Source organism: uncultured Faecalibaculum sp., from assembly GCF_910588395.1.
Taxonomy (GTDB): Bacteria; Bacillota_I; Bacilli_A; order Erysipelotrichales; family Erysipelotrichaceae; genus Faecalibaculum.
The window spans coordinates 1-16,336 of record NZ_CAJUPA010000016.1 but is presented as its reverse complement, the minus strand read 5'-3'; the positions used below and the strand labels follow the sequence as shown (position 1 = coordinate 16,336).

At 58.0% G+C, this 16,336-nt stretch carries 13 protein-coding genes; 2 read left to right on the top strand and 11 right to left on the bottom strand.

All coding sequences use genetic code 11. The annotated features are described in order from the left end of the window. Positions 1 to 120 precede the first annotated feature (120 nt). From thiI to QZ305_RS05715, 3 genes are read right to left on the bottom strand one after another with little or no spacing between them, the layout of a single operon-like run. On the bottom strand, positions 121 to 1,431 hold the full coding sequence (gene thiI, locus QZ305_RS05725; protein ID WP_294730750.1) for a tRNA uracil 4-sulfurtransferase ThiI: 1,311 nt from the start codon (positions 1,429 to 1,431) through the stop codon (positions 121 to 123). After that, on the bottom strand, positions 1,415 to 2,545 hold the full coding sequence (locus tag QZ305_RS05720; RefSeq protein ID WP_294730749.1) for a cysteine desulfurase family protein: 1,131 nt from the start codon (positions 2,543 to 2,545) through the stop codon (positions 1,415 to 1,417). The genes thiI and QZ305_RS05720 overlap by 17 nt, the downstream gene beginning before the upstream one ends. Continuing rightward, positions 2,542 to 4,296 carry a septation ring formation regulator EzrA gene (locus tag QZ305_RS05715; RefSeq protein ID WP_294730748.1) on the bottom strand — a complete coding sequence of 585 codons (1,755 nt, stop codon included), beginning with the start codon at positions 4,294 to 4,296 and terminating at the stop codon, positions 2,542 to 2,544. Before QZ305_RS05715 ends, QZ305_RS05720 begins: the two co-directional genes overlap by 4 nt. A gap of 398 nt (positions 4,297 to 4,694) precedes the next feature. Between QZ305_RS05715 and rpsD the strand changes: the two genes are divergently transcribed. Continuing rightward, positions 4,695 to 5,303 carry a 30S ribosomal protein S4 gene (rpsD, locus tag QZ305_RS05710; protein WP_294730746.1) on the top strand — a complete coding sequence of 203 codons (609 nt, stop codon included), beginning with the start codon at positions 4,695 to 4,697 and terminating at the stop codon, positions 5,301 to 5,303. Positions 5,304 to 5,604: 301 nt separating this feature from the next. On the opposite strand, the gene QZ305_RS05705 is transcribed toward rpsD, so the two are convergent. The 8 genes from QZ305_RS05705 to QZ305_RS05670 form a co-directional block, all read right to left on the bottom strand. Continuing rightward, on the bottom strand, positions 5,605 to 6,522 hold the full coding sequence (locus tag QZ305_RS05705; protein ID WP_294730745.1) for a collagen binding domain-containing protein: 918 nt from the start codon (positions 6,520 to 6,522) through the stop codon (positions 5,605 to 5,607). Next, on the bottom strand, positions 6,519 to 7,289 hold the full coding sequence (locus QZ305_RS05700; protein WP_294730744.1) for a class C sortase: 771 nt from the start codon (positions 7,287 to 7,289) through the stop codon (positions 6,519 to 6,521). The genes QZ305_RS05705 and QZ305_RS05700 overlap by 4 nt, the downstream gene beginning before the upstream one ends. Beyond that, positions 7,286 to 8,917, bottom strand: a complete 1,632-nt coding sequence (locus QZ305_RS05695) for a SpaA isopeptide-forming pilin-related protein (RefSeq protein WP_294730742.1) — start codon at positions 8,915 to 8,917, stop codon at positions 7,286 to 7,288. The genes QZ305_RS05700 and QZ305_RS05695 overlap by 4 nt, the downstream gene beginning before the upstream one ends. Then, entirely contained in the window at positions 8,914 to 11,310 is a 2,397-nt protein-coding gene (locus QZ305_RS05690) for a collagen binding domain-containing protein (protein WP_294730741.1), read from the bottom strand. The genes QZ305_RS05695 and QZ305_RS05690 overlap by 4 nt, the downstream gene beginning before the upstream one ends. Before the next feature lie 110 nt (positions 11,311 to 11,420). After that, the gene (locus tag QZ305_RS05685) at positions 11,421 to 11,732 is read right to left on the bottom strand and encodes a single-stranded DNA-binding protein (protein WP_294730740.1); all 312 of its coding nucleotides are present in this window, start codon (positions 11,730 to 11,732) and stop codon (positions 11,421 to 11,423) included. 110 nt (positions 11,733 to 11,842) lie between these two features. Then, complete coding sequence (locus tag QZ305_RS05680; protein WP_294730739.1) at positions 11,843 to 13,096, bottom strand: pitrilysin family protein; 1,254 nt, start codon at positions 13,094 to 13,096, stop codon at positions 11,843 to 11,845. Then, positions 13,083 to 14,291, bottom strand: coding sequence for a pitrilysin family protein (locus QZ305_RS05675; protein WP_294730738.1), 1,209 nt, complete (start codon positions 14,289 to 14,291; stop codon positions 13,083 to 13,085). The genes QZ305_RS05680 and QZ305_RS05675 overlap by 14 nt, the downstream gene beginning before the upstream one ends. 123 nt (positions 14,292 to 14,414) lie before the next feature. Next, positions 14,415 to 16,157, bottom strand: a complete 1,743-nt coding sequence (locus tag QZ305_RS05670) for an InlB B-repeat-containing protein (protein WP_294730737.1) — start codon at positions 16,155 to 16,157, stop codon at positions 14,415 to 14,417. On the opposite strand from QZ305_RS05670, the gene QZ305_RS05665 reads away from it, so the two are divergent. After that, positions 16,156 to 16,336: hypothetical protein (locus tag QZ305_RS05665; RefSeq protein ID WP_294730735.1), on the top strand; the 181-nt coding region annotated here is incomplete at its 3' end. The genes QZ305_RS05670 and QZ305_RS05665 overlap by 2 nt on opposite strands.

Below are 16,336 nucleotides of genomic sequence, written 5' to 3'. Positions count from 1 at the left end.
TTATTTGCGGTTTTACCCTGTTGGCAGACAGGAAAAAAGCGGAGACTGCCTGTCACAGGCAAATCCTCCGCTTTCCGGCTGCCATCATGCAGCAGCGATGCGCAGTCTGAACCCTGTTTCTCAGAACAGATCTGCTTCTGTGATTTCGGCCTCCGTCTGCTGCGGTTCACAGGCCCGGCGGTTTGCCTCTGCCAGCTGAGCCTCGGACGCAGCTGCTTCCAGAATGCAGGCAGCCGGTGCAGCCGGAACCGCATCCGGTGTGTAACCAGGCCGGATCCGGACTTTCTCCGCCTGCTCAATGCAGGCGGTTACCTGCGTCTGCCAGTCCCAGCGGCTTTCAAACCGTTCGCATTTGTCCAGTCTGGGCTTTGTGACCGGCGCTTTCGGTGTGAAAATCGTGCAGCAGTCTTCAAAAGGAAGAATGGATGTGTCATAGGTCCCGATCTGTTCGGCAATGCGGATGATTTCCAGCTTGTCCATGCAGGCACAGGGGCGCAGCACCGGTGTGGTGGTCACCTCGTTGATGCAGACCATGGACTCCAGTGTCTGACTGGCCACCTGCCCCACGCTTTCTCCGGTGGCAATGGCCTGACAGTGACGTTTCTGTGCCAGTCCCGCCGCAATCCGGAGCATCATGCGCCGCATGATGGTGATGGCATAGGATTCATCGCAATGCTGATAGATGGCCAGCTGCAGCTCGGTAAACGGCACCACATGCAGCAGGATCTCTCCCTGCCAGGGAGCCAGCAGACTGGCCAGTTTCATGACTTTGTCCCGGGCAGCCTGGGAAGTATAGGGGGGCGCAGCGAAATGCACGGCTTCGATCCGGATTCCCCGCTTCATGACCATCCAGCTGGCCACAGGGGAGTCAATGCCACCGGACAGAAGCACCATGGCCCGGCCGGAAGCACCCACCGGCAGACCGCCGGCTCCCGGAATCCGCTTCGTCATGATGTAGGCAGCGTCCCTGTGAACTTCCACGATGATTTTCACATCCGGATGTTTCACATCCACCTTCCAGTCAGTATTCCGGAGAATTTCTCCGGCACAGATCCGGTTGATCTGGTCGCTGATCACAGGAAACAGCTTGTCGCTGCGGCGGGCTGCGATTTTGAACGTGCCGGGATGTTCTGCATCAATGCTGGCCAGAACCGCCTGTCTGATTTCCTCCATGTCCGGCCGCACTTTGATGGCCAGGGACAGGCTGGAAATTCCGAATACCCGGGAAACCACAGCGCAGACCGCCTCTGCTTCTTCCCCGTTCAGATAGATGTACATCCGGTCGTGTTCCTTCCGGAACGACAGAGCCGGAAACGCTGCAAGGGCGTTGCGCACGTCTTCATACAGCGTCTTGATGAAATTTCCGCGGTTCTTGCCCTTCAGAGACAGTTCACCATAGCGGATCAGAATGTGGTCATAGCGGCAGTCCATAATGATTCAGGATCTCCTTGGTTTCTTTCACAAAAGTCTCCCCTTCTTCCATGGTGCTGTTTCCGGAAAACGAAAGCCGGATGGCATGGGTGGTTTCCGATTTTGGCCGGCCCATGGCTTTGAGCACTTCGCTTTCGCTGGAAGAGCGGGATTCACAGGTGCTTTTTGCAGATACACAGATACCTCTGGCGTCCAGGGCATTCATCAGCACTTCGCTGGTGATCTGCGCAAAGCTTACATTGAGAATAAAGGGACTGGCATCAGCAGGGCTCTGTATTTTCGCGCCGGGAATGGCGCCAAGGGCCTGCCGCAGCCAGGTGTTGAGCTGCCGGATGCGCTCCCGGTCCGCTTTCTGATTCTCCAGAGCCAGACGCACAGTTTTGGCCAGGGCAATGTCCGCCGGCGCGTTTTCCGTTCCACCGCGCATTCCCTGCTCCTGCTGTCCACCGAAAAGCAGCGGCTGCAGCTTCAGTTTTTCGCGTTTGAAGAGAAACCCGCTGCCTTTCAGCCCATGCAGCTTGTGGGCAGAAACGCTGGCCATATCCAGGCTGGACCAGGGAATGTCCTCCTTGCCGAAAGACTGCACCAGATCCGCATGGAACACAGCCGTGGGATGTTCGTGCACCACCGCCGCAATGTCCCGGAGAGGATTCACCGCGCCTGTTTCATTGTTCACGTGCATCACCGACACCAGCAGCGTATCCGGACGCATGGCAGCCCAGACCTGGTCCGCTGTGACGATGCCCTCTTCATTCACCGGCAGCCGCTGCACATCATAGCCCATGGTTTCCAGCCAGTCGGCAGCATGTGCTGCGGAGGAATGCTCCACATTGGTTGTGATGATGTGTCTGCCCCGGCGGGCATTGGCCAGCGCATAGCCGGCAATGGCCAGAGAATTGGATTCACTGCCGCCGGAGGTGAACAGGATTTCGGATGGCTGCGCCCCGATCAGCGCGGCGATGCGCCCGCGGGATTCTTCCAGCAGCCGTCCGGCCCGGCGGCCTGCGGCGTGCAGACTGTCGGGATTTCCGTACAGATCAGTCACCAGATGCCCATATACACGAGCAACCTCTGGGTGAACAGAGGTTGTCGAGGCATTGTCGAAATAAATCATCCGGCAGTGTTCATCACCGCGGGATCTTTCCGGGCGATCAGCTTCTCGTAAATGCCGGGGTGCATGTTCTCAATTGCCTGAATGGCAATTTTCAGCGCCCGGGTATATTCGCCGTTCTGGAAGCACACCTCCGCACGGGTCAGTTCGCTGTCCATGGACGGATAGGTGCTCCGGAACCGGTTGCCGAATACAATGGCGTTTTCCACCATCACGGCCACACCCACCAGATTGTTGGCGTTGTTGTACAGCCGGTAGACAAAATCAATGGCATCCTGCAGATCCGCATTCAGCGTCTGAACATCCAGCGGAGAGTGATCCAGCACCCCACGGACACGGGAAATCAGCCGCTCGCCTTCCCGGATGTCAGCAGAGAACTGATCCGAGATGGAGGGAAGCTGCCTGCTGACTGTGTTCAGCCGTACTTCGTTGAGAATCAGCTGAAGCTTGATCAGCTGCTTGCGGGCCCGGTTTTCATCACTGGACGCACCCACCAGCATTTTCTTCATGTCCCGCACCTGCGTGCCGAAGGTGGAGACATCCTGGGCAAAGCCCCGGTAGGTGTGCACCACATCGCTTCTGGGGTAATCCTCATCAGACAGCTGCTGCGCGATGAGCGCCCGCTGCTGCTTGAGTTCCTGGAGCTGGCCGGAAGCCAGATGGAACCGGTGGGTCCAGTCCTCCAGACCGAAGCGGTCCTTGATGGAGGCGTAGAGCGTCATGATGTCCTGCAGTTCGCCTTCGATTTCATCCACCTGACGGAAGATGGAAGACAGTCCGCTGGAAATTTCATCATAGGCTTTCTTCTCCGACAGCACATCTTCCTGCAGCTTCAGAATGTCATCCGCAATGACGTCCAGAGCCTGGCCCCCAGCCTGCGCCTGGCCTTCATCCAGCAGGTCCACCGCATTTTCCAGCGCCAGGCTGATGGATTCCAGACGGGCAGGCGCATTGAGGTAGGCGATGTCAATGCCGCCGTTTTCCAGCACCGCAATGTGTCCGGAGACTTCATCCACAGCCTGGGGAATGATGGACTTGGCCTTTTCATACAGACCCGGATAGCGGGCAATCATGCCGGAAATCCCGTCCACACGGCGGGAAATCTTTTCCACTTCTTCCTTGGCCTTGTTGAATTCCGAGGCAAACATCCATTCCTCGAAGTTGGAGAACTCGTTTTCAATGTCTTCGATTTCCCGGTCCACCACTTCACTGGCATTGTAGAAGCTGGAGCGGTTGTCCTGGTAGACTGCCTTCACATTCCGGAAACGTTCCTTCAGAGCGTTGGATTTTTCCCGTACCTCTGTCTCCCGGGCCAGAATGTGGTCCAGGGACTGGTTCACGATCCGGATCCGTGTGCGGGTTTCGTCCAGCATGGTTTCCAGTTCATCCATAACCGCCATGGATTTCCGGGTTTTGTGGGCTGACAGATAGTCATCCGCACGGGTGAACAACTCATCACACTGGGTGATGTTGGACTGGCAGACATCGTATTTCGCTTTCAGTTCCTTGACCCGGTCCATGATGTCGTCATTGACCCGGGCAAAGGCGCTGGCTTTGTTGTATTTATAGGCCAGCGGGTTGTTTCGGATTTCGTTGACTTCGATCTCCAGGGACTCCAGACGTCTGGCAGCCTTCCGTCTGCGGCTCATGCGCATCACGATCCAGATCAGTATCAGAAGCAGCAGTGCAATTCCGATGTAAATCAGCATCGTGGTTGACAGATGACTGCGGATGAACGTCATCACCTGTTCCATATAAGTATCCCTCCTTCTGTGGCTGCGTTTTCCCCAGGGAACCCGCCGCATGTTGTGTTCAACTTTGTACCGGCTGCCGGCCGGGCACCTTCTGTGCCCGTTATGCCTGGCGGACCGATTCAGATAACAGTATATCAGCCAAAGGGGGCCATGCGAATGTTTTTGTTTCGACAGCGGCACAGTTGTCCCTGACAGAAAACTGCACCCTGTTGAACTGGCCGGCCTGATTTGATAGTATAGATAGGCATGAATCGAAGCAGCAGGCAGAGCCGGCGGCCGCGCGTTGCAGGCACAGGCGATGTGAGTAACAGATAGCTGACTGAAGAAAGCATCATCTGCAACACCTCCGCCGGAGATTTGCCGCCTGTACTCGTTTTATGAAATACAGGAGGACTATCATGTCAAGAAACACAGGATCTACCTGGAAGAAGTCCCGTCGTCTGGGATTCTCCATTCTGGGCACAGGCGAAGAACTGGCCCGCCGCAACTATGCACCTGGTCAGCACGGCCGCAACCGTCGCCCCAAGATGACCAACTACGGTCTGCAGCTGCAGGAAAAACAGCGTATCCGTCACACATATCAGCTGACGGAGAAGCAGTTCTTCAACACATATCAGAAAGCAAGCCGGAAGACCGGTGCTGCCGGTGAAAACCTGCTGGTTATGCTGGAGAGCCGTCTGGACAACCTGGTTTACCGCATGGGATTTGCCAACACCCGCCGGGGTTCCCGCCAGCTGGTCAGCCACGGTCACGTGCTGGTCAACGGCAAAAAGGTGGACATTCCGTCCTACCAGTGCAAGCCCGGGGATGTCATTGAAATCCGCGAGCGGTCCAAAAACATGAAAGCCATTGCCGAAGCGCAGGAAGCTGCAGTTTCTCTGGTGGATTTCGTGGAAGTCGACAAGGACAACAAGAAGGGCACCTATGTACGGTACCCGGAGCGCAGCGAACTGTTCCAGAGTCAGCCCATCAACGAGCTGCTGGTCGTAGAGTACTACAACAGATAAGCGCAGAAAAAGAGACTCCGGTCTCTTTTTTTCGTTCATGGGGATCCGAAATCCGGATCCCCATGAACGAAAAAAGCCGGCGGTCCGACAAGGCTGACAATCCGGCTTGAAAGAATGAGACACAGTTTCGCTGTCTGTATACAGAGAAAGGGAGCGATTGATATATGCCTACGGGCTCACTGATCAAGGCACAGCACAAGCCCGCAGGCAGAGGCCATTGTTTTCAGACAGTCATTCTTTTGAGATCTGGTTCATTCGCATGCATTTCCGGCGGCTTCAGCAGATCAGACAGCCGCCGTTTTTATCTGCACTGCTGTTTTCGCAGCAGCACAAACACAACTCCCAGTGCGGCAGCAGCACCCAGGCCTGCCATCCAGATTCCCTGTCCGCTCATCATGGCCGTGGGAGTCCGTCCGGCAGCAGCCGGCTGACGCCGGTTTTCGTACCGGATCCGGATCACTCCGTTTTCCGCCTGCACAGGTTCACCGTCCACCGTGATCCCGTCCGCCACATTCACCTGGATGACACGGCTGCTCTTCACAAAGCCCGCCGGCGCCTGGTCTTCCCGGATTCTGCCGCTGCCCCAGCGCAGGTCCACGGACACTGTCCCGGTTGCCGGATCAGCAGGCAGTTCCAGACTCTGTCCGTCCCTTTCCAGCACAAACCGGAAATCCTGCCCGGTCACCGGGCGGCCGCTTTCATCCACTTTCTCCACCACCAGCCTGGGAAAGGGTGTCCGCTTGGGCTGAACCACCGTGTCCCAGGTCATGTCTCCGGCTGCCAGATCCCAGGAGGGAATGGCGCACAGAAACGGTGCGATCCAGCCGTAACCGGCTCCATCTGTCTGCCGCACCAGCCACACTCCCATATCCAGGGCGGTCCGGGCAATCCCCTGAGAATCTGTACGCAGCTGAATGTCACTCTGATCCGGGCTGACCTCGTCCGCCAGCGTGGCCGCAGCCTGTTCCAGATCCGCTGCTGTCCCGAGGCTGTTGATGTCAATACCGGTCTTCTCATACGGTTCCAGCAGCTCATAGCGGCCATCCCGGAGGCTGGCCACCTGCTCCAGCGAGAAGCGGACTCCATCCCTGTCCCCGTCTTCCGTCAGCTCCAGCGTCAGAGTCCCGCCAGGTTCGCTTTCCTGCGCCTTCAGCCGGGCAGCCGGCCACAGCAGCAGTCCTGCCAGCAGCACCGGCAGCCATTTTTTCAGTTTCATCATTTCTCCTTCCGTTTGCAAAGATATGCCGCTGCCAGAACAAATCCCGCAGGGGACATCAGAATCAGCAGTTCCCGCGCAGAGGGCAGGGATGCTGCAGGAACCGCAGCCTCTGCCGGTGAAACAGAGGTCCGTCTGCCCGTGACCACCAGCCTGTGCGTATTGATTCCATAAGGTGTGCAGGTGACCAGGGACACAAGATCCTGAGCGGCCACCGGTTCCAGTTTTTCCGTTTCATACGGTTCTATCACCTGAATGTCCGTCACTTCGTAAGCCATGGATTCTCTTCCTGCATCCAGGTAGAATCTGTCTCCCTGCTTCAGTTCATCCAGCCGGGTGAACAGCCTGGCAGAGGGCAGCCCCCGGTGGCCGCTGATCACGGCATGATTCCCCGGTTCTCCCACCGGCAGATCGCTGAATTCCACGTGACCGGCAGCCGCAGACAGCACATCTTCTGCGGTTCCGTGATACACCGGCAGGTTCACGCTGATCGCGGGAATCGAGAGCGTGGCCATGATGCCTGTACCGGTCAGATCCAGCACCTGGTCATAGGATTTCTCCAGCGGCTCTCCGTACTTTCTGGCTGCATTCCAGGCTCTGGCTTCCTCCAGCAGTCTGTCCACCTGATCAGCTGGCAGGTCTCCGGTTTCTGTCTGAAACGTGGAGACCGTCTCCGCCTGCCTGATAGACTGCATCAGACCGGAGACAGCCGGATACAGGGCAAGAAGAAAGCCCAGCGTCAGACAGATCCGGGAGAGCCGGCCTTTCATCCACGGCGGCGGCCAAGGCGGATTCCTGCTGCCATCAGCCCGGCGGCAGATACCAGAAGCACAATTGTCATGGCCGATCCGGTGGAAGGCAGCACCGAGCCGGTGCGGTTCAGAATCCGCAGATTTGCCCAGGTCAGCGTGCTGTCAGCCTCCAGATCCCTGCCGTCACCGGTGACTTTCAGCGCCGTGAGTCCCTGTCCGCCGGGAACATAGGCATGACGGTCGGACACAAATTCCGGAGAAATGGTGATTTCAACCGGGTCTTTCAGCTTGTGGTACCCGGCCGGTGCCCGGGTTTCCTTCAGCCAGTAGGTTCCCTGGTCCAGTCCATCCAGTCTGAAGCTTCCCTGTGTATCGGTGACAATTTCCTCAGCCTGATCTGACGGGAGATATACATCACCGGTTTTCGAGAATCCCAGCTCTTTTGTGCAGTCCGGATCGGTATACAGCCGGAAGCCGGCATCCGCCAGTTTCACGTCCTGTTCGTTGTGTTTGATGCCATTGAGCCGGTAGGTGTAGCACACCACGGTGTCCCAGGGGGTGAATCCGGTCTGGGAGGAATCCGGATCATTGGAAAACTCCAGCCGCACGGTGTTTTCGAATCCCTGTTTTCCCTCTTCCTGCCGGTCCAGAATCTTTTCATTGAAGACTCCGTCATACCGGAGTTCGACCGTCTGCCCGAATCCGCCAAATTCCCGCAGGGCAATGGCTTTGATGTCCGGAATCGTCACCGCGAAGGTTTCCTGTCCGTCTCCCCGGGACACCTCGTATTCACCGCTGGCCAGGATGTATTCTGTTCCGTCTTTTTCCATCCGCACAGCGACGGAAGCCGGATCGAAGTCAATTGCCGCGTCCAGCCGGTCATGGAACCGCAGCAGATAGGTGTCATAGCCGGAGATCTCCGGCACCCGGGTTTCAAACCGGTACGGAATCCGCTGACCGTACTGGAAATCTCCCAGGTCGTTCCAGCCTGCATCTCCGTCATCTTCCTGAATCTGCTTGATCAGTCCGGGATAATCGGATTTGACCCGGATCAGGGCATCCGGTGCAGCGGTGCCGACCATCAGCAGGGAAGCTGCCCCATGTGACCCTTCCAGTGCCTGGCCTTCTTCATCCACCATGTACCAGCCATGGTCCAGGCCCGAAATCACAAAGCTGCCTTCCGCATCTGTTTCCATCACTGTCCAGCTGGTCCCCTGGGCAGGCTGCAGCAGCCGGCGGACATCGTTCTGGAAACCGCGCAGAGCCGCCTGACTGTCCTGCAGTGAAGCCACATAGTCCACCGCCTGCTGTTCTGTGACATCCTGCACCGGGACATGCAGTCTGTCGGCAACCGCCTGCTTCACCGCTGCTTCCGTCCTGGGATCGAACCGGTAAATCACCGATTCCTGCCCGGCGGAAGGCTCTGCTTCAAACAGCCGGTATAGCACGAATGTTCGTCCCTGCAGCGGCTGTGAAGGGGAAGAAGGCTGCAGGGTGATGGAGGCCGGTCCGTCACCGGCGCTCACCCTGGCAGCGGGCAGTGCCATGGTGTGCTGCCGGGCATAGGCCGGGGCACAGGCTGCCATGGGAAGCAGCGGAGAAACCGCCAGCATGGCGGCCATCAGCATGGTGGGGGTTTTCATCATGAATTGTCCTTTCTGTTTCCTGTCAGCAGCCAGGCCAGGATCAGAAACCCGCCGGCGGCTGCGATCATTTTTACCGTAAGGGAAGAGCCGGTTTCCGGCAGTGCGCTCTGCACCTGGTTGATCCGCACCAGAGATGCCTGCAGCCGGCCGTCTTCCAGCCGGACCTGGATCTGATCATCCTGCCAGGGGGCCTGATACGTTCGGTCATTCACGGTGACAGACCCGGTTTGGGCCTGCATATCTGCCTGCATGGAAAGTTTCACGGCAGCCGGATCGGCTCTGTAGCCCGCTGGCGCCTGCAGTTCCTTCAGCCAGTACGTGCGTCCATTCTGAAGAACCGGCAGTTCCAGCGTCCCGTCGGAACCGGTGGTTCCTTCAAACAGCTGGCTCGTGCAGGCTTCGTCCTCAAACAGCCCGAACACAGCCCCCTCCAGTTCCGGTCCTGCGGAGCTTTTCTTGATCAGCGTCATGCTGTGGGTCAGCAGCCGGTTTTCCACTTCCCGGGTATTCCACACCGTCAGCTGCGTGGTATCCACTTTGTGCAGGGTCCCGTCCAGCACGTAGCCAGCCGGGGCTTTCACTTCCCGGAAACGCACTTCGCCTCTGGGAAAGCAGGGCTGCCCTTTCTCGTCCGGATAGAACGGATCTCCCTGGACTTTGTGCCCGTCATCCAGCATGACCCTGCCCTGGCTGTCGGATTTCAGGATCCACCGTCTGGCCGGTGCGTCTTCCCCGTTTTTGTGGAATGTGAACTCAAACTCGGCATCTGCCAGCGGCTGGCTGCTGTCACCCCGCTTGAGCAGCAGCAGACTGGCCCGGGTATACGCCGGTATATCCGACACCTGCAGCAGCGTGGCCAGGGAACTGCCTTTCCGGTCGATCGTCACGGTATGAATGGCCGGATCGGTCTGATAGCCTGCCGGAGCTTTGGTCTCCCGGCAGGTGTAGGTGCCAAAGGGCAGCCGGATTTCACCGGACCGTCCGGTTCTGTCGGTGACAAGCACACCGGCTTTCCTGCCCGCTGTGTCGTACACAGTGTATTCGGCACCGGCCAGACTGTAAGCCTGGTTGTCCTGTGTCAGTTCCGGCAGACTGCCGCTTTTTTCCAGCCGCAGGGTGCCTGCCGGATTGTTCACATAGAACGCCAGCGGCTGATACGGCTTCTGAAGTCCCTGAAAGTTCTCGCCGGATCCTTCCGTATCCGCCACATAGCAGAAAAATGTCGCAGGAGGTTCCGGCCAGGATTTCATCTCCTCCCAGACTTTTCCGCTGTAGCTTTGCCAGATCCACCCGCCGCCGATTGTTGATCCGATGGAGGTCCCCACATTGGCCATGGAGACCAGATCGTTGGTGACAATGATCTGCTGGGCTGTGTTCCAGCCCCGGCTGCCGAGCCGGTTTTCCGGACCGCCGTAGCCGTAATACAGTGCCTTGCGCAGCATGGAGCCTGTGTGCAGCACCGGGTCTTTCAGCGGTGTTCCAGGACCTGGCGGTGCATATATCCCATTGGCACAGTATCCCTGGCGCTGGCCAAATCCCGGGACATCCATGGTCCACAGGCCGCCTTCCATGAATCCGCCGGCATAGTGCCAGGTGTGCACATCAAAGGCTGTTACCGTACCCGCGGCTTTTGTCCGGCTTTGCAGCCGGCGGCCATCATAATTCCGGTTCAGCACCTGCATCCCGCCCCGCACAGCACCATGCAGCCCGAAGGTTTCAAAGTATGCCGGGAGCAGGAACCACTGGTCATCCACCCACTCCTGCAGTCCATAGCGTTCCGTCAGCTCTTTCCGGTAGTCCAGGCCGGCTTCCAGTCTGCCCTGACGGTACTGGTCAATCAGTGCGGATTCTTCTTCCGTGAGCTCATAGGGCCGGTCCATGGGACGGTTCAGCCCCGCTGCCGGCTGGCGGCTGTCCTGGTCCTCCTCTTCCGTGCGGCTGCCGGATTCTTCCCGGTTGTCATCAGATCCCGAATCTGTCCGGTCTGTCTGATCTGCCGGTGGTTCCTGTTTTTCGCCTGCTTCCGGCGCTTCCTGTCCGGTATCCGAAGCCGGCAGTTCTTCAAACACCGCCTGAATGGCTGTGTCTTCCTGCAGCACAAACCGCAGCGTTTCCCGGCTGTCCTTCAAATGCTGTCCGTTTCTGCGGTAGCCTGCAAACCGGGCACCCTGGTCCGGGCGGGCCGCCAGACAGATGTCAGTCCCCGCCTCCAGCATCCAGGGACCATCTCCTTCCAGTCCGTGATCCACCTGACCCGGACCGGTGATGTCCAGCTGCAGCTGCACAGGTCCGGCTTCCTTTCCCTGCAGCGGCAGTGTGCTGAAACCGCCGGCCAGCACCAGCAGTGCGGCAGTCACAAGACGCAGGAATCTGCGTGTGATATGTCGTTTCATGTTGTCATTCTCTTTCTGTTTTCCTGTATCGTCGTCAGCGGCCGGCCGGAAAGAAAAAGCAGATCTCCGTCTGCTTCTTCCATTCAAAGCGGGCAAGGCAGCCGCAAATCCTAGCTCAGAACATCCACTCGTTCCGCAACAAAGTTGTAGTTGTTCCACACCTTTCCGTCCTTCTCGTAGGGACGGCTGGCAATGCGTCCTTTGGCAGTCACCCAGCTGCCTTTTCTGCACACACTGCCAATCGTATCCGCCAGTCCTCTCCAGATTTCCAGCGTGATTCTGTCTTTCTCATAGAGCCCCTGCGAGTTGGCAAAAGGCCGTTCCACATCCAGCGTGATCTCCGCCATGCGGATGCCCCCGGGGGTTTCCCGGATCACCGGATCGTCCTGCAGACGGCCGGCAAGGCAGAATACATTCAGCAATTCAGTTCCTCCTTTCTTTGACACTGGCTACTTTACCCGGAGTCATCCGGACACACAAAAAGCCCGGAATCTCATTCCGGGCTCCATGCTGGGCTGTTTTCAGGTGAACTTCACTCCATAACGCCGCGTTCACGGGGCAGTATGGTGGTCAAAGTGCAATTTTCAAAATTCAGGGAATTCACCGCATCCCGGACATCTTCCAGGGTAATGCGCCGGGCCATCTCCGTCTGTTCTTCCAGACTTACCCCGTCAAACGCCGCTTCCAGTTCCTTCTGGGCCAGGCCCTGAAACGAATCCGACAGCCGCAGAGACCGGGCCAGATTCTGCCGTTTCAGGATCTCGAAGGTCGTTTCAGACAGCTGCGGTTTAGTCAGGACCAGATCCATGACCAGATCCCGGAACGCCTCTGTCTTGTCCGTCTGGGCATAAAACAGCATATAGGCATCATGCTGCGAGAATTCCCCCTCCGCACCATAGACCTGTGTCAGGATCCGGGCATCCACCCAGTCCTGAAACGCCGGATTCAGGGACGAAAACATCCCGTCGATCCAGAAATTGACCGCCAGATCCTTTTTCAGATTCTGGCGCACATCTCCTTCCGGACGGAACTTGAACCCGATGCACAGGTACGGGCGGCTGACTTCCATGACCAGAGAGTGCGCAGAACGGGCCGGGGCTGCAGGCTCCGGGTCAAACCATACCGAAGGCTGCGCCGCCAGTCTGGACGGATACTTCTGTTCATGAGCCTCGATGAAGGCCAGCACCGGCTCCAGCGGCCGGGGCGTGATCCCGATGATGACCATCCGGGAGGGATCGTACCAGGTGCTGTAAAACTTCGTCAGGTCCTCCACCGTCATCCCCTGAATATCCCCGGGCGTTCCCAGGATGTCCGTATTCAGCGGATACACATGATAGAGACTGTTCATGGTTTCCTGCAGCAGTCTCGATTCCGGGTTCTGATCGTACATGTCATATTCCGACAGTATGATGCCCTTTTCCTTCTCCACACTGGCTTCATCCACATCCAGCGTCTGCACAAAATCCAGCAGCAGCCTCAGCGGCGGCAGGGGATCGGCGGTGGTGGAAAAGTAATAGGCGGTTTCTTCAAAGGCGGTATAGGCATTGGTGCTGGCCTGCATGGCAGCCATGTCATCCGTTACATCCCGTCCATTCAGGCGGAACATCTGGTGCTCCAGAAAATGCGCCGCCCCGGAAGGAGCCTGAAACCGTTTCCCTTCCAGGGTCCCCTGCAGGTACAGTCCGCCGGTTTCAAACCCCGCCAGAAACAGCGACCGGGAAAACCCCGGTTTCTGAATCAGCACCACCCGGGCACCGTTGGACAGCCGCTTCTCAATCCTCTTCATGCTCTGATTCCTCCTGGACAATGGACGTCACTGCCAGTGTCAGCCTGTCAGCCACAGCCCGAACCTGCTCCCGGGTCACTGCCTGCAGCCGCTGCAGCTGCTCCTGCTGTGTGCGGTGCATCGAGAGCAGATCCTGCTGAAAGGCGGTTTCAATCTGCGAGGATGGAAAATCCTGCCGGGCACAGATGCCATCTGTCAGATCCAGGATCGCCGCATCAAACAGACTCTGGGGATAGTCATCTTCCCGGATCCGCCGGATCTGGGCGGCAATCGCTGCCTGCAGTTCCTCCAGATACCGCCGTCTGGTCCCGGCTGTGATCAGCAGCAGGCCGTCAAACCGGATCAGGGAACAGGAAATGGCATAGCACCAGCTGTGCCGCTCCCGGATCTCCTCAAACAGCAGGCTTTTCTGCCCGCTGCCCAGAATGCTGCTGAGCACCAGCAGCGCAGCAGATTCCGGATCCGCCAGCGTGATCCCCGTGGTGTAGCCCTGCACCAGTGACGTCTGCATGATGTCCCGTCCGCTCACCACCCTGTACGGCTTTGCCGGTGCCGCCAGCGGCTGATGAGAAAAGCCGCTCAGTTCCGCCTGGGGCAGACTCCGGACAAAGTCCAGGACCGCCGGACTCAGCTGCCCCACCGCATAGATGCCCTTGGGCATGGACCGCCATGTCTGCCACAGGTCTCTGACCTCTTCCAGCGTCACCCTGTCCAGTCCTTCCAGGGTACCGGAAATCGAAACAGCCAGCGGCGTGTCCGCCCCCGCTGCTGCCAGAGCCGCCAGCACAGCGGCTGTATCCGGATCCTCCTGCTGCCGCAGCAGTCTGGACCGGATCATCCAGCAGGCCTCCTCAAACCGCTGGCGGCTCAGATCCGGATGAAACAGCACCTGTTCCATGATTTCCAGCACCTGCCCGGGATAATCCGGTTCTTCAATCAGCGCCGGGCGGATCCACTCAAACACCACTTCCACGCCAGCCCGGGAACCGTAACCGGTCAGACCTGCCCGCACATGCATGGCGTAGGCTCTGCCCAGGGCTTCCGAAAACGACTGCCGGTCCGGCCAGCGCTCCGTGGCCGAGCGCATCATCCACACCAGAACATTCCAGCCTGTAATGGTGTCTTCTTCCAGCGGCACCAGAGCCCGCACAGACAATGTGTTGTTGACAAAACGCGAAGTATCGATGGTATGCATTCCAGTTCCTTCCTAAATGGTCGCACGCATTCCACTGCATTCCGGCCGCATTGCCGGAAAAAGGAAGCGGTGACGCTTCCTTTCTGTATGTCGGAATTCCGCTCCGGGATTCCGGAAAACGGCTTACTTCTTCCGTCCTTTCAGGACAAACAGGATCACCAGGATCACAGCCGCTGCAGCAGCCAGACCGATGAAGAGACCGGTATCCGTATTCGTTGAGGTATCCGTTCCTCCTGCTGTCTGCGACGTTTTGCGGGTTTTGGAATACCAGACCGTGATCACCGCATCCTTGTCCGCTTTCCCCGTCAGAGCACCCTCTGTTTTCACATAGGTATAGCCCTGAATCTGGAGTTTGTCGAACCGGGTGACATCATAGGCGTTTCCTGCGGGCACTTCCACCACATTGGCATAGTGAAGTTCCCTGTCTGTTCCCTGCTCCAGATACTGGATCCGGATCCGGACATCCTGCACCGGCAGCGCCTTCCAGTCCGCCTGATACTCGGCAGGACCTGTGACCGTGGCAGCCACCTGCGGATTCCAGCCGAGGAATTCATATCCTTCCCGCACCGGGTCTGCAGGCTGCGGCGTCCTGTCTCCATATCCTGCCGTGAATTCCTGCACCACGTCATCCTGACTGCGGTACACGATTTTGTAGGTGTCCTTCTCGAAAGACGCCTGCAGCACCAGATCTTCTGTCGCCGTTGCCGGAACATTTTCCCAGCCCCGGAAGGTATACCCGGTTTTCACTGCCTTGGGCAGCGCAGCCGGATCAATGGCGGATCCCTTTGCCACCGTCACCGGCGCCGGATTCTCGTCACCGCCCGCAAAGGAAATCGTCACCATATCCATGGCTTCTTCCTTCTCCGGCAGCTTGTCCAGTTTCGCTTCATACACTGCGTCCTGGCTCACCGTTGTTTCAATCTCCGGACTCCAGCCCGCAAAGACATAGCCTTCCGGCACATTCACATCCGGTGCCTGGGGCGTGGGCTGACCTTCCTGGACGGTATCCGTGCGCAGCGTCTGCCCGTCGCAGGTCCAGGTCACTGTATACTCCGGCAATGGCTCCGGATCATACAGCGCCCGGAACTGCTGCGAAGCATCGGCTGTTTCCGGAATGACCGGATCCCATCCCTTGAAGACATAGCCCTTCTTCGCCGGTTCGGCTATCGAAGCCACATCCACCGGCTTGCCGGCTTTGACCGTCAGCACCTGCGGTGCCTGCCCGTTGTCCGGATCAAAGGTCAGCGTCACATTCCGGACACCCTCACCCTGCGGTTCGGCTGTTTTCTGCTTCCAGACAGGATACAGATACAGATTCTGTTCCGCCTTTGTTCCTTTTTTCAGACCCCAGCCATCAAAGACAAAGCCGTCCTTTCCCGGGTCCTTCTCCGGGAACGCCACTTCCTCTCCGGCCTTGACCGTTTCCTGAGAGAACACCTGTCCCGGATCCTGATAGAACACCACATCGTAGCTGCCGTCATCCTTGTCCGCCGCCAGATACAGGTGATCTGTATCCAGTGCCAGATCCGTGTCTTCCAGCGTCAGATCCGCTCCGTCCTTCCGGTCACCGTCAAACCATACCCGGGACAGATCCGCTTCAAAGCCTGTCTCCGGCCGGTTCTTCATCACAAACGTCTGCAGATCCTCCAGCGACAGATACATCATGCCTTTCTCTGCATTGTCCTTCTGAACCGGGTCAAAGGTCAGTTCTCCCGCTGTTTTCTCACTTCCGTCCGGATATATGTATGTGACCGCCAGGGTCGTGTCTTTCTTTTTGTCCTCTGTCTTTTCCTTCGCGAAAACACAGGTCGGCATCAGCGACAGCGCGCAGACGGCAGCTGTCACCGTGGTCAGAATTCGTTTCATGATTCTTGCCCCCCTTTCCTTAACCATAGCCGATACACCCGGTCATGACAACCGAACGAATCCTGAACAGCCAGTGCGGACGGTAAATGTCACATCTTTGAAAGGTCCCGTGCCGATGGTGCTGCGCCCTGACAGGGCATCAGGGGGGATGGGGTGGCGGGAAATTTTGATTTGTCGAT

Coding starts and splice junctions, on each gene's coding strand:
- thiI (WP_294730750.1), bottom strand. CDS start 1,431: ATGGACTGCCGCTATGACCACATTCTGATCCGCTATGGTGAACTGTCT.
- QZ305_RS05720 (WP_294730749.1), bottom strand. CDS start 2,545: ATGATTTATTTCGACAATGCCTCGACAACCTCTGTTCACCCAGAGGTT.
- QZ305_RS05715 (WP_294730748.1), bottom strand. CDS start 4,296: ATGGAACAGGTGATGACGTTCATCCGCAGTCATCTGTCAACCACGATG.
- rpsD (WP_294730746.1), top strand. CDS start 4,695: ATGTCAAGAAACACAGGATCTACCTGGAAGAAGTCCCGTCGTCTGGGA.
- QZ305_RS05705 (WP_294730745.1), bottom strand. CDS start 6,522: ATGATGAAACTGAAAAAATGGCTGCCGGTGCTGCTGGCAGGACTGCTG.
- QZ305_RS05700 (WP_294730744.1), bottom strand. CDS start 7,289: ATGAAAGGCCGGCTCTCCCGGATCTGTCTGACGCTGGGCTTTCTTCTT.
- QZ305_RS05695 (WP_294730742.1), bottom strand. CDS start 8,917: ATGATGAAAACCCCCACCATGCTGATGGCCGCCATGCTGGCGGTTTCT.
- QZ305_RS05690 (WP_294730741.1), bottom strand. CDS start 11,310: ATGAAACGACATATCACACGCAGATTCCTGCGTCTTGTGACTGCCGCA.
- QZ305_RS05680 (WP_294730739.1), bottom strand. CDS start 13,096: ATGAAGAGGATTGAGAAGCGGCTGTCCAACGGTGCCCGGGTGGTGCTG.
- QZ305_RS05675 (WP_294730738.1), bottom strand. CDS start 14,291: ATGCATACCATCGATACTTCGCGTTTTGTCAACAACACATTGTCTGTG.
- QZ305_RS05670 (WP_294730737.1), bottom strand. CDS start 16,157: ATGAAACGAATTCTGACCACGGTGACAGCTGCCGTCTGCGCGCTGTCG.